Origin of the sequence: Geodermatophilus sabuli, assembly GCF_010686765.1 — a bacterium.
GTDB classification, from domain to species: Bacteria; Actinomycetota; Actinomycetes; order Mycobacteriales; family Geodermatophilaceae; genus Geodermatophilus; species Geodermatophilus sabuli_A.
Window position 1 is genome coordinate 19,783 of the sequence record NZ_JAAGWF010000003.1, and the last position, 12,707, is coordinate 32,489.

Genomic DNA, 12,707 nt, shown 5'->3' on the forward strand with positions numbered 1-12,707 from the left:
GCCAGCCTACGTCGGTCGGCTCGCGGGACCGTGCGATCGGACCCGTGCGTGTGGCCGACGTCGCCCTCCGGGGCGACCGGACGCCCGGTCCACCGCGCGTAGCGTGGCCGGGATGGTCTCCCGCGCGCCCGTCCTCTCCGCCGTCCTCTTCGACATGGACGGCACCCTGGTGGAGACCGAGCAGCACTGGGGCGAGGCCATGGCGGCGCTCGCCCGCCGGCTCGGCGGCGAGATGTCGGCCAAGGCACGGGAGCAGACGGTCGGCACGAGCATCGCGGTGTCGATGGCGATCCTGCACGCCGACCTGGGCCTGGAGCGCACCGAGGAGCAGTTGCTCGCCGCGGGGCGCTGGGTGGAGGACGCGACCGCGGAGCTGCTGGCCGGGGAGATCCACTGGCGGCCCGGCGCGCGGGAGCTGCTGACGGAGGTGCGGCACGCCGCCGTCCCCACGGCCCTGGTGACCACCACGCCCCGGCGGCTGGCCGACATCGTCCTCGGCGCGATCGACCGGGCGTTCCCCGACGTGCCGCCCTTCGACCACACCGTCTGCGGCGACGAGGTGCCCGCCCGCAAGCCCGACCCGGCGCCCTACCGCCAGGCGATGGCCGCCCTCGGGGTGCCGGCGTCCGGCTGCGTCGTGGTGGAGGACTCGACGGCCGGGGTCACCGCCGGACTGGCCGCCGGCGCGGCGGTCCTGGGCGTGCCGTCCCTGCAGGAGCTGTCCCCGGCGCCGGGCCTCGTGCTCCGCGAGGCCCTCGCGGGGGTCGGCCTCGGCGACCTGGTGGACGTGCTCGCCGCCCGGCAGGCCGTGGACGCCCGGGTCTAGCCCGCCAGGCGCACCTCGCGCCCGCGGGACAGCACCAGTCGCGGCCGCTGCAGGCAGGTCACGTCGGTGGCCAGGTCGCCGTCCACGGCCAGCAGGTCGGCGTCCAGCCCGGCCCGCAGCCGGCCGGTGCGATCGGCCAGACCGCAGGTGCGGGCCGCGACGCCGGTGGCTCCCGCCAGCGCGTCGGTCACCGGCACCCCGCAGGAGCCGACCAGTTCGGCGACCGCGAGCGGGACCAGTCCGTGCGGCTTGACCGGTCCGATCCCCGCATCGGTACCGGCGACGAGGGTCACCCCGGCGCGGTACAGCGCCGCGGCGTTGGGCAGCTGTGCCTCGTACGTCGCGCCCACTGCCTGCATCCTGGCCTGCACGTGCGCCGGGGGGTCGATCCCGGGCACGCGGCCGAGCGTCGGGCACACCGACGTGCCCGCGGCCACGAGCCGACGGGCCAGGTCCGGTGGCGTCCGCACGCCGTCGGGGGTCAGGCAACTGCAGTGCTCGATGCCGTCGACCCCGGCGGCGGAGCTGCGCTCCACGGCGGACAGGCCGTGCGCATGCGCCGTGACCGGCAGCCCGTGCCGGTGCGCCTCCTCGACCAGGGCCCGGAGCTCCTCGAGGGAGAACTGGCACGCGAACAGGTCGGTCCCCGGGGTCAGCAGCCCGCCGCTGGCCATGACCTTGACGACGCCGGCGCCCCGGTCGACCCGCTCCCGGACCGCCCGGCGCAGCGCGTCCACGCCGGACGTCTCCCCGCCCATCGACCAGCAGTGCCCGCCAGGGGAGGTGATCGGTGGTCCGGCGGCGACGACGGTGGGCCCGTCGGTACCGGCGCGAGCGCGCTCGACGACTGCCCACTGGTGGTCGCCCAGGTCCCGGACCGTGGTCACGCCGGCGCGCAGCTGCTGCTGCTCCGCGGTGCTGATGACCGCGTCGAGTTCGTCCGCGGACAGCTCCGGGATCCGGTCGAGCGCCCGCGGACTGTCGTCGGCGCAGAGGTGGACGTGCGTGTCGACGAGGCCGGGCAGCAGCGTCCCGGCCGGGAGGTCGGTGACCGGGCACCCGGCCGGAGCGGGTGCCGAGGCCGGCTGCACCGCCACGATGGCGCCGTCCTCGACGAGCACGAGGGCGCCGTCGGGGAGGAACCGCTCGCCGTCGAAGGCACGGGGTGCCCGGTAGCCGTGCACGGGACCTCCTCGGGCTGCGGGTCCGGCGCGGGGCCGGCCCGTCCGAGGCGACCCCGACCGACACGCGGTCGTGCAGGTCGCCACGGACCTCGACGTCGGCATCGTCCTCGGTCCGGCGACCGCGGGCCAGCAGGTCGAGGACCTCCGCTCGCGTGCCGGTCGCGGGTCCCGCGGGCCGCCCGCGACCGCGGGAGGCGTGCCACGCTGCCCCGGCCCCGCACCGACGACCGCACGGAGGAGCACTCGCCATGGCCCGCCTGGTGTACGCAGCGATCGCCTCGCTCGACGGCTACGTGGCCGACGACGCCGGCTCCTTCGACTGGGCCGTGCCCGACGCGGAGGTGCACACGGCGGTCAACGACCTCGTCCGCCCGATCGGGACGTACCTCTACGGACGCCGCCTCTACGAGGTGATGGTGGGCTGGGAGACGGCCTTCGACGGCCCGGACGACCCGCCGGAGGCGCGGGACTTCGCAGCCGTCTGGCGGGCGGCGGACAAGGTCGTCCACTCGCGGACGCTGGAGGCGGTCGCGAGCGCGCGGACGCGGGTCGTGCGTGAGTTCGACCCGGAGGAGGTCCGGCGGCTGAAGGCGACCGCCGACCGGGATCTCTCCGTCGGCGGGCCGCACCTGGCCGGCCAGGCGTTCGCCGCCGGCCTCGTCGACGAGTGCCACCTGTTCCTCGTGCCGCACCTGGTCGGCGGCGGCCTGCGGGCGCTGCCCGACGGCGTGCGCCTGGAGCTCGAGCTGGTCGGGGAGCGCCGGTTCGCCAGCGGCGTGGTGCACCTGCACCACCGCGTCCGCCCGTAGCCACCCCGGGGCCGGCGGCCAGGACGGTGGCGGTCAGTCCCGCTCGACGACCGGCAGGAGGGCCGGCCAGCCGGCCGCCGCGGCCGCCTCGGCGGGGAACGGCGGAGGCGTGCCGCCGAACGACGGGCAGAGCGCCTGGTGGTCGCACCAGTCGCACAGCCGGGTGCGGTTGGGCCGGAAGTCGCCGGTGGCCACCGCCCGCTCGATCGCCGCCCAGATGGCCAGCAGCGTCCGCTCGAAGCGCACCAGCTCGGCCTCGTCGGGCGCATAGGTCAGCGCGTCGCCGTCGCCGAGGTAGAGCAGCTTGAGCTGGCTGGCGACGACGCCGCGGGTGCGCCAGAGCACCAGCGCGTAGAACTTCATCTGGAACAGGGCCTTGCCCTCGAACGCCTCGCGGGGCATCGACCCGGTCTTGTAGTCGACCACCCGCAGCGCGCCGTTGGCCGCGACGTCGAGCCGGTCGACGTAGCCGCGCAGCAGCAGCCCGTCGGGCAGGGTGACCTCGACCAGCTCCTCGCGGCCCTGCGGCTCGATGCGGGACGGGTCCTCCAGCGAGAAGTACGTCTCCACCAGCTTGCCCGCAGACGCCAGCCACGCCTGGAGCGACTGCTCCGCGGGCTGGTCGTCGGCCGCGCCGCCCTCGGCGAACAGCTCGGCCACGGACGGGTCCTCGCGCAACTGCTCCCAGGCGGGCGCCACCAGTTCGCGGGCGGCCTCCGGCGTCCGCTCCCGGGCAGGCAGGTCGTAGAGCTGCTCGAGGACCGTGTGCACCAGCGTGCCGCGGACCGCGGCCAGGCTCTTGCGCTCGGGCAGCCGGTCGATCGTCCGGAACCGGTAGAGCAGCGGGCAGGTCTTGAAGTCCGCCGCCCGGCTGGGGGACAGCGAGGGCCGACGCGGAGCCTGCTGCTCGAGGGGCCCGGTCGCGTCGACGGGGGTGTCCGGGGAAGAGGCAGCCGCCTCCGCGGGCTGCCCGGTGACCGTCGCCGTCGTCATGTCCCGAGGCTAGGTCGGTCCACCGACAGTTCCGAGTGCGCGCGCCGAGACGTGCGGCACGGCTCCGTAGGCTGGCCGCCCGTGGACGATCAGCAGCAGGACCCCGGACCCGTCGTCGAGATGCCGGAACCGCCCGCGCAGCCGGTCGCCGGGGCCTTCGTCGCCGGTGACCGGGTCCAGCTCACCGACCCCAAGGGCCGGCTGCACACCGTCGTCCTCGAGCCGGGCAAGCAGTTCCACACCCACCGCGGGGCGATCGAGCACGACCACCTCATCGGCGCGCCGGAGGGGTCGGTCGTGCACTCGACGGCCAACACCGGCTACCTGGCCCTGCGGCCGCTGCTCGCCGACTTCGTGCTCTCCATGCCGCGCGGCGCGCAGGTCATCTACCCCAAGGACGCCGCCCAGATCGTCGGCTTCGGCGACGTCGGCCCCGGCATGCGGGTGCTGGAGGCCGGCGCCGGCTCGGGGGCGCTGAGCTGCTCGCTGCTGCGGGCGGTCGGCTCGGAGGGATCGCTCACCAGCTACGAGCGTCGAGAGGACTTCGCCGAGGTCGCCCGGTCGAACGTGGCGGCGTTCTTCGGCGAGGTGCCCGGCACGTGGTCCCTGCGGCTCGGTGACCTGGCCCAGCACCCGGCGGAGGAGACCGTGGACCGCGTCGTCCTCGACATGCTCGAGCCGTGGGCGGTGCTGCCCACGGTCGCGGCGGCGCTGCGGCCCGGCGGCGTCCTCGTCGGTTACGTCGCCACCGTCACCCAGCTGTCCACCTACGTCGAGGCGCTGCGCGCCCAGGGCGTGTGGACCGAGCCGTACTCCTGGGAGTCGCTCATCCGGCCGTGGCACGCGGTCGGCCTGGCGGTCCGGCCCGAGCACCGGATGGTCGCCCACACCGCCTTCCTGGTGACCGCCCGCCGGCTCGCCGACGGGGTCACGGCACCGCTGCGGCAGCGGCGCGCGCACAAGTAGGAGGCCCTTCCGCCCCCACCCGTCGCACGCCGGCGGCGGGGCCCGGCTGCGTGGCGATCGCACCACCGGGGCGGGTGGGACGTTCCGGAACCCAGCCGTAGCGTGGTCGGTACCGGGGTCCCGCGAGCCCCCGGCACGCTGTCGTCAGGCGTGTATAGATTTGCCTCCTGGCTCCCCCGATGTGTGCGGAGGTGCGCGATGGGCCTGGGTCCCGACGAGTTCCGAGCGCGGCGTGAGCGTGACGTGGCGGCACTGCTCAGCCAGATCTCCTACCTGGAGGAGGAGATCGGACTGCTGCGGCGCAAGGTCGCCGACAGTCCCCGCCAGGTCCGTGCGCTGGAGGAGCGGATCGCCGAGGCGGAGGGTCGCGCGGCGTTCCTGTCCGAGCGCAACGACAAGCTGGCCGGCACGCTGCGCGACGCCCGCGAGCAGCTGGTCACGCTCAAGGAGGAGGTCGACCGGCTCGGTCAGCCGCCGTCCGGGTACGGCGTCTTCCTGAACCGGTACGACGACGGCACGGTCGACGTGTTCACCAGCGGTCGGAAGCTGCGTGTCTCGGTCTCGCCGAACGTCGAGGTGACCGAGCTGCGCCCCGGCCAGGAGGTCATGCTCAACGAGGCGATGAACGTCGTCGAGGCGCGGTCCTTCGAGCGCCAGGGCGACGTCGTCATGCTCAAGGAGCTGCTCGAGCCGGTGGACGGGGTCACCCCCCGGGCGCTGGTCATCGGCCACACCGACGAGGAGCGCGTGGTCTTCCTCGCCGACTCCCTCACCGGGCAGCCGCTGCGCAGCGGGGACTCGCTGCTGCTGGAGACCCGCTCGGGCTACGTCTACGAGCGGATCCCCAAGAGCGAGGTCGAGGAGCTCGTCCTCGAAGAGGTCCCCGACATCGACTACGGCGACATCGGCGGGCTCTCCCGGCAGATCGAGCAGATCCGCGACGCCGTCGAGCTGCCGTTCCTGCACGCCGACCTGTTCCGCGAGTACGAGTTGCGGCCGCCCAAGGGCATCCTGCTGTACGGCCCGCCCGGCTGCGGGAAGACGCTCATCGCCAAGGCGGTGGCCAACTCGCTGGCGAAGAAGGTCGCCGCGTTGCGCGGCGAGGAGGGCACCAACTCCGGGCGGTCGTTCTTCCTCAACATCAAGGGCCCGGAGCTGCTCAACAAGTACGTCGGGGAGACCGAGCGGCACATCCGCCTGGTGTTCCAGCGCGCCCGGGAGAAGGCCAGCGAGGGGACGCCGGTCATCGTCTTCTTCGACGAGATGGACTCGATCTTCCGCACCCGCGGCTCCGGCGTCTCCTCCGACGTCGAGTCGACGATCGTGCCGCAGCTGCTCAGCGAGATCGATGGCGTCGAGGGACTCGAGAACGTCATCGTCATCGGCGCCTCCAACCGCGAGGACATGATCGACCCGGCGATCCTGCGGCCCGGCCGCCTGGACGTGAAGATCAAGATCGAGCGGCCGGACGCCGAGGCGGCCCGGGACATCTTCAGCAAGTACCTGACGACGTCGCTGCCGATCAACCCCGACGACCTGGCCGAGCACGGCGGCAGCCGCGAGGCCACGATCGCCGGGATGATCCAGCGGACCGTCGAGCGGATGTACACCGAGAGCGAGGAGAACCGCTTCCTCGAGGTCACCTACGCCAACGGTGACAAGGAGGTCCTCTACTTCAAGGACTTCAACTCCGGCGCCATGCTGCAGAACATCGTCGACCGGGCGAAGAAGATGGCGATCAAGGAGTTCCTGGAGACCGGCACGTCCGGTCTGCGGGTCAGCCACCTGATGGCCGCCTGCCTCGACGAGTTCAAGGAGAACGAGGACCTGCCCAACACCACCAACCCCGACGACTGGGCGCGGATCTCGGGCAAGAAGGGCGAGCGGATCGTCTACATCCGCACGCTCATCAGCGGCAAGGGCAGCGAGTCGGGCCGCGCCATCGACACCGCGACCAACACCGGCCAGTACCTCTGACGGCCGGGGACGCGGCGCGGGGCCCTGCTGCCGGGGCCCCGCGCCGAGCCCGCCGGGTACCGGGCTCGGTGCAGCCCTGCTGCCGGGGCCCGCGCCGAGCCCGCGAGGCGTGGGGGGTAGCAGGGTCCTTCTAGGGTTGGTGCATGAGCGCGCGGCGGGTCATGGGGACCGAGATCGAGTACGGCATCTCGGTGCCGGGGCAGCCGTCGGCGAACCCGACCACCCTGTCCAGCCTGGTCGTGAACGCGTGGGCGGTGGCCGAGGCGCCGACCCCACGGCGGCCGCGCTGGGACTTCGAGGAGGAGTCGCCGCTGCGCGACGCCCGCGGGTTCGACCTGTCGCCGGCGCAGGCGCTGGACCACAACGACCTGGACGAGGACTCGGGGATGGCCAACGTCATCCTCACCAACGGCGCGCGGCTCTACGTGGACCACGCGCACCCGGAGTACTCGACGCCGGAGGTCACCAACCCGCGTGACGTCGTCCTGTGGGACAAGGCGGGGGAGCAGGTGATGGCCGAGGCGGCCCGTCGGGCCGCCCGGATCCCGGGTACCCAGCCGATCCAGCTGTACAAGAACAACACCGACGGCAAGGGCGCCTCCTACGGCGCCCACGAGAACTACCTGATGGACCGGCGGACACCGTTCCTGGACATCATCCGCGGGCTGATCCCGTTCTTCGTGACCCGCCAGGTCGTCGCCGGGTCGGGGCGGGTCGGCATCGGCACGGAAGGCCGGACGCAGGGCTTCCAGCTCTCCCAGCGGGCGGACTTCTTCGAGGTCGAGGTGGGCCTGGAGACGACGCTCAAGCGGCCGATCATCAACACCCGCGACGAGCCGCACGCCGACGCCGACAAGTACCGCCGGCTGCACGTGATCATCGGCGACGCCAACCTCGCCGAGCTGTCGACGTACCTGAAGGTCGGGACGACGTCCCTCGTGCTGGCGATGATCGAGGCGCGGACGCTCACCCAGGACCTCTCGCTGGAGGAGCCGGTGGCGGCCCTGCAGGCGGTCAGCCACGACCCCTCCCTGTCGCACAAGGTGCGGCTGCGCGACGGGCGCCGGATGACCGCTCTGGAGGTGCAGGAGGCCTATCTGGAGATGGCCCAGCGGCACGTCGACCGGCGCGGGGACGGCGACGAGCAGACCGCCGACGTGCTGCGCCGGTGGGCCGAGGTGCTCGAGGACCTCGCGGTCGACCCCATGCGCTGCGCGGACCGCCTCGACTGGCCGGCCAAGCTGCGGCTGCTGGAGGGCTACCGCTCCCGTGACGGGCTGGGCTGGGGCGACTCCCGGCTGCACCTGGTCGACCTGCAGTACTCCGACGTCCGTCCGGAGAAGGGGCTGTACCACCGGCTGGTGGCCCGCGGGTCGATGCAGCGGCTGCTCGCCGACGACGAGGTGACGCGGGCGATGGTGCACCCGCCCACCGACACCCGCGCCTTCTTCCGCGGGGAGTGCCTGCGGCGCTACCCGGCCCAGGTGGCCGCCGCCTCCTGGGACTCGGTGGTCTTCGACCTCGGCCGGGAGAACCTGGTACGGATCCCGACGATGGAGCCGCTGCGCGGCACCCGCGATCACGTGGGGGGCCTGTTCGAGTCGACGTCGAGCGCGCAGGAGCTGGTCGACACCATCACCGGCGGCTGATCCACCGCCCTGCCGGTCGACACCCGATCGTCACCGGGCGCGGGTAACTTCGGCTCAGGCACCAGCGCACACGCGAGGTGCACCGAGACCTGGAGGCACCCCATGGCCACGAGGGACACCGGCGGGCAGCAGAAGGCGACGCGGACCCGGGAGGAGACCGACGAGGCGGAGGCGTCGGTCGACACCGAGGTCGCCGAGCGTCACAAGGAGATGAGCGAGGACGTCGACTCGATCCTCGACGAGATCGACGAGGTCCTCGAGGAGAACGCCGAGGAGTTCGTCAGGTCGTATGTGCAAAAAGGGGGTCAGTGACCATCCTCGGCTGATTCTCTCGAATTGGTCGAAGTCGTGGCGGACTTCCCCGGGACGCGCGCCACTCGCAGTGGGACGTACACCCACGGCAAGCCCTGTCACAACGCGCGCGGCAGAGCATCGACAGACGGAGTGGGCGGGGCGCGGACGTACCACCTCACACGGCGGTACGGCATCACGGCTGGGGAAGCCGACGCGAAGCTCGAGTACCAGGGCGGGCTCTGTGCGATCTGCCGGACCGCGCCGGCGGCGCACGTCGACCACGACCACGTCACCGGAGCGGTGCGGGCGCTGCTGTGCTCCACCTGCAACGGCGGGCTGGGCCAGTTCGCGGACGATCCCGGCCTCATGCACGTCGCCGCGCTGTACGCCGAGGGTCATCGCGAGCAGCAGGCCCTCGCCCGGCTCCCGGAGACACCGGGCGTCCGGCCCGGGGCCGACGGCCGACCGGGGGAGCCGCCGGTAGGGTCGCAGCGACGTCCTGGTGCGGCCCGAGGCACGCGGTCCACCGGACGGGTCAACGGGGAACGCCGACAGGGTGCGGCAGGAGAGGTGGATGGGTGACCGAGTCGTCAGCTGGCCGGAGCGGGTTCTCGCCCGCGTACCTGGACCGGGTGGGTTCCTCGTTCACCGACTTCCTGGCGTCGGCCGCGCCCGACCTGCTGCCGGGCCGCCGTCCGGTGCCGCCGCTGCCGGCCGGTGACCTCACCCCGCACGGGACCACGATCGTCGCGGTGACCTACGCGGACGGCGTCCTGATGGGCGGCGACCGGCGCGCCACCATGGGCAACCTGATCTCCAGCCGGGACATCGAGAAGGTGTACGCGGCGGACGCCTGGTCGGTCATCGGCATCGCGGGCGCGGCGGGCATCGCCATCGAGATGGTCAAGCTCTACCAGGTCGAGCTCGAGCACTACGAGAAGATCGAGGGCCTCACCCTCTCCCTCGACGGCAAGGCCAACCGGCTGGCCCAGATGATCCGCGGCAACCTCGGCGCCGCCATGCAGGGCCTGGCCGTCGTCCCGTTGTTCGCCGGGTACGACCTCGACGCGGCGCCGGGCACCTCCCCGGGGCGGATCTTCAGTTACGACGTCACGGGCGGGAACTACGAGGAGCGCGGCTACTCGGCCGTCGGCTCCGGATCGCTGTTCGCCCGCAGCTCGCTGAAGAAGACGTGGCGGCCGGACCTCTCGGCGGCCGACGCCACCCGCACGGTCGTCGAGTCCCTCTACGACGCCGCCGACGACGACTCCGCCACCGGCGGGCCCGACCCGGTGCGCCGGCTGTACCCGATCGTCTACCGGGTCGATGCCGAGGGCGCCGTCCGGCTGACCGACGACGAGGTCTCCGCCGTCGCCGCCACCATCGTCACCGAGCGGTCCGCCGCGGACGGGCAGGGCTGATCCCATGACCATGCCGTACTACGCCTCGCCCGAGCAGCTCATGCGGGACCGCTCGGAGTACGCCCGCAAGGGCATCTCCCGCGGTCGCAGCGTCGCCGTGGTGACCTACGCCGACGGTGTGCTGTTCATCGCCGAGAACCCCAGCTCGACGCTGCACAAGGTCGGCGAGATCTACGACCGCATCGGCTTCGCCGCCGTCGGCCGGTACAGCGAGTTCGAGAGCCTCCGGGTGGCCGGTGTGCGGCTGGCCGACGTCCGCGGGTACTCCTACAACCGGCGCGACGTCACCGGCCGGGTCATCGCCAACGCCTACGCCCAGACCCTCGGCGAGATCTTCACCCAGCAGACCAAGCCCTACGAGGTGGAGCTCTGCGTCGCCGAGGTGGGCGACACCCCGGAGAACGACCAGCTCTACCGGCTCACCTTCGACGGCTCGGTCGTCGACGAGCCCGACTTCATCGTCATGGGCGGTCAGGCCGACGCCGTGAGCGGCAACCTGCGGGAGCACTACCTGCCCGGCATGAGCCTGGCCGAGGCGCTCCAGGTCGGCGTGCAGGCCCTGTCCGCGGTCAGCCCCGCCACGACGGCCGGCGCCGACGGCGGCCCGAAGCTGCTCACGGCGGAGCAGATCGAGGTCGCCGTGCTCGACCGGCGCCGGCCCAAGCGCGCCTTCCGCCGGGTCGTCGGGGCCGCCCTGCACCGGCTGCTCGACCGGGGCGACGTCGCGGCCGTCGAGGACGTGGAGGAGCCGCACACCGCCGCTCACGCGCCCAGCACGCCGGCCCCGGGCACCCCCGCCGGGCTCGGCGACCCCAGCGCCCCCGACACCGGTGGCACGGCCGGCAGCGGGGGACAGGCCCCCACCACCTGACGGCGTCCTCCGGCCGCCGGCGGGGTGGGCCGGGCGCATGCCCAGCTGCGAGGTGGACCGGCCCGGCGTCCGGGGGGCGCGGGAGCTGATCGACGCCGGCCGGGTCGACGTCGACACCGAGAAGCGCCACGCCTTCCCCTTCGGTGACCTCCGCCCGGTGGACCGGGCCGCGCTGGTCCACGCGGAGCAACGCGCGGCGCAGGACGACCACCGGGAGATCGGGGAGGTGGCCGACGACCTGCTCGGCCGGCTGGACGCGCGGCAGGGATGACGGGGACCCGCCGGGCGGCACGCCGAGGCCGCGCTTCCGTCGGTGTCGCGGCCTAGAGTCGGATCGTGGACCGACGGATCTTCGGGATCGAGACCGAGTACGGCGTCACGTGCACCTTCCGCGGCCAGCGTCGGTTGTCCCCGGACGAGGTGGCCCGCTACCTGTTCCGCCGGGTGGTCTCGTGGGGGCGCAGCTCGAACGTCTTCCTGCGCAACGGCTCGCGCCTGTACCTCGACGTCGGCAGCCACCCCGAGTACGCCACCGCCGAGTGCGACGACCTCACCGAGCTCGTCGTCCACGACAAGGCGGGGGAGCGGATCCTCGAGGGCCTGCTGGTCGACGCCGAGCAGCGGCTGGCCGAGGAGGGCGTCACCGGCGACATCTACCTGTTCAAGAACAACACCGACTCGGCCGGCAACAGCTACGGCTGCCACGAGAACTACCTGGTCGGCCGGCACGGGGAGTTCAGCCGGCTGGCCGACGTCCTCATCCCGTTCCTCGTCAGCCGGCAGATCGTCGTCGGCGCCGGCAAGGTGCTGCAGACGCCGCGGGGGGCCATCTACTGCGTCAGCCAGCGCGCCGAGCACATCTGGGAGGGCGTCTCCAGCGCCACCACCCGGTCCCGGCCGATCATCAACACCCGCGACGAGCCGCACGCCGACGCGGAGCGCTACCGGCGCCTGCACGTCATCGTCGGCGACTCGAACATGAACGAGACGACGACGCTGCTCAAGGTGGCCATCACCGACCTGGTGCTGCGGATGATCGAGGCCGGCGTCCCGATCAAGGACATGACGCTGGAGAACCCGATCCGGGCCATCCGCGAGATCAGCCACGACATGACCGGACGGCGCAAGGTGCGGCTGGCCAACGGCCGGGAGATGTCGGCCCTGGAGATCCAGTCGGAGTACCACAGCCGCGCCGCGGAGTTCGTCGACCGCGAGGGCTTCGGCCCGGTGCACCGGCAGATGCTGGAGCTGTGGGGGCGGGTGCTCAAGGCCGTCGACTCCGGCGACCTGTCGCTGATCGACCGCGAGATCGACTGGGCGACCAAGTTCTCGCTGATCGAGCGCTACCGCGCCAAGCGCGACCTGCCGCTGTCCCACCCGCGGATCGCGCAGATGGACCTCGCCTACCACGACATCAGCCGCACCCGGGGCCTGTACTACCTGCTGGAGCGGGCCAACCAGGTCGACCGGGTGGCCCACGAGCCGCGGGTGTTCGAGGCCAAGAACGTCCCCCCGCAGACCACCCGTGCCCGGCTGCGCGGGGAGTTCATCCGCAAGGCGCAGGAGAAGCGGCGCGACTTCACCGTCGACTGGGTGCACCTCAAGCTCAACGACCAGGCCCAGCGCACCGTCCTGTGCAAGGACCCCTTCAAGGCCGTCGACGAGCGGGTGGACAAGCTCATCGCCTCGATGTGAGGAAGGGCCCCTCCTCCCCACC

At 72.9% G+C, this 12,707-nt stretch carries 13 protein-coding genes; 11 read left to right on the forward strand and 2 right to left on the reverse strand.

The features are described from left to right. Nucleotides 1-112: 112 nt before the first annotated feature. The gene (locus GCU56_RS01830; protein ID WP_204331311.1) at nt 113-826 is read left to right on the forward strand and encodes an HAD family hydrolase; all 714 of its coding nucleotides are present in this window, start codon (nt 113-115) and stop codon (nt 824-826) included. Here GCU56_RS01830 and GCU56_RS01835 read toward each other — a convergent pair. Next, nucleotides 823-2,010 (reverse strand): amidohydrolase family protein, encoded by a 1,188-nt coding sequence (locus tag GCU56_RS01835; protein WP_204331312.1) that lies wholly within the window; start codon nt 2,008-2,010, stop codon nt 823-825. The genes GCU56_RS01830 and GCU56_RS01835 overlap by 4 nt on opposite strands. Nucleotides 2,011-2,258: 248 nt before the next feature. On the opposite strand from GCU56_RS01835, the gene GCU56_RS01840 reads away from it, so the two are divergent. Continuing rightward, nucleotides 2,259-2,819, forward strand: a complete 561-nt coding sequence (locus GCU56_RS01840) for a dihydrofolate reductase family protein (RefSeq protein ID WP_163479815.1) — start codon at nt 2,259-2,261, stop codon at nt 2,817-2,819. A 33-nt stretch (nt 2,820-2,852) separates the two neighbouring features. Here the strand turns inward: GCU56_RS01840 and GCU56_RS01845 are convergent, their stop codons facing one another. After that, the gene (locus tag GCU56_RS01845) at nt 2,853-3,812 is read right to left on the reverse strand and encodes a RecB family exonuclease (RefSeq protein WP_163479816.1); all 960 of its coding nucleotides are present in this window, start codon (nt 3,810-3,812) and stop codon (nt 2,853-2,855) included. Between the two features lie 81 nt (nt 3,813-3,893). Between GCU56_RS01845 and GCU56_RS01850 the strand changes: the two genes are divergently transcribed. From GCU56_RS01850 to pafA, 9 genes are all read left to right on the forward strand, one after another. After that, nucleotides 3,894-4,778: a tRNA (adenine-N1)-methyltransferase gene (locus tag GCU56_RS01850; protein WP_440588724.1), complete on the forward strand. Its 885-nt coding sequence runs from the start codon at nt 3,894-3,896 to the stop codon at nt 4,776-4,778. A gap of 198 nt (nt 4,779-4,976) precedes the next feature. Beyond that, nucleotides 4,977-6,755 (forward strand): proteasome ATPase, encoded by a 1,779-nt coding sequence (gene arc / locus GCU56_RS01855; protein WP_163479817.1) that lies wholly within the window; start codon nt 4,977-4,979, stop codon nt 6,753-6,755. Nucleotides 6,756-6,898: 143 nt separating this feature from the next. Then, a complete protein-coding gene (gene dop, locus GCU56_RS01860) occupies nt 6,899-8,404 on the forward strand; it encodes a depupylase/deamidase Dop (protein WP_163479818.1) in 1,506 nt (501 codons plus the stop codon). A gap of 102 nt (nt 8,405-8,506) precedes the next feature. After that, nucleotides 8,507-8,716 carry a ubiquitin-like protein Pup gene (locus GCU56_RS01865; protein WP_163479819.1) on the forward strand — a complete coding sequence of 70 codons (210 nt, stop codon included), beginning with the start codon at nt 8,507-8,509 and terminating at the stop codon, nt 8,714-8,716. A 132-nt stretch (nt 8,717-8,848) separates the two neighbouring features. After that, the gene (locus GCU56_RS01870) at nt 8,849-9,280 is read left to right on the forward strand and encodes an endonuclease VII domain-containing protein (RefSeq protein WP_345771579.1); all 432 of its coding nucleotides are present in this window, start codon (nt 8,849-8,851) and stop codon (nt 9,278-9,280) included. Beyond that, a complete protein-coding gene (gene prcB, locus GCU56_RS01875; protein WP_163479821.1) occupies nt 9,277-10,119 on the forward strand; it encodes a proteasome subunit beta in 843 nt (280 codons plus the stop codon). The genes GCU56_RS01870 and prcB overlap by 4 nt, the downstream gene beginning before the upstream one ends. 4 nt (nt 10,120-10,123) lie before the next feature. Next, nucleotides 10,124-10,990: a proteasome subunit alpha gene (gene prcA, locus GCU56_RS01880; RefSeq protein ID WP_163479822.1), complete on the forward strand. Its 867-nt coding sequence runs from the start codon at nt 10,124-10,126 to the stop codon at nt 10,988-10,990. A 37-nt stretch (nt 10,991-11,027) separates the two neighbouring features. Continuing rightward, nucleotides 11,028-11,261 (forward strand): hypothetical protein, encoded by a 234-nt coding sequence (locus GCU56_RS01885; RefSeq protein ID WP_163479823.1) that lies wholly within the window; start codon nt 11,028-11,030, stop codon nt 11,259-11,261. 65 nt (nt 11,262-11,326) lie between these two features. Then, entirely contained in the window at nt 11,327-12,685 is a 1,359-nt protein-coding gene (gene pafA, locus GCU56_RS01890) for a Pup--protein ligase (RefSeq protein WP_163479824.1), read from the forward strand. Nucleotides 12,686-12,707 lie beyond the last annotated feature (22 nt).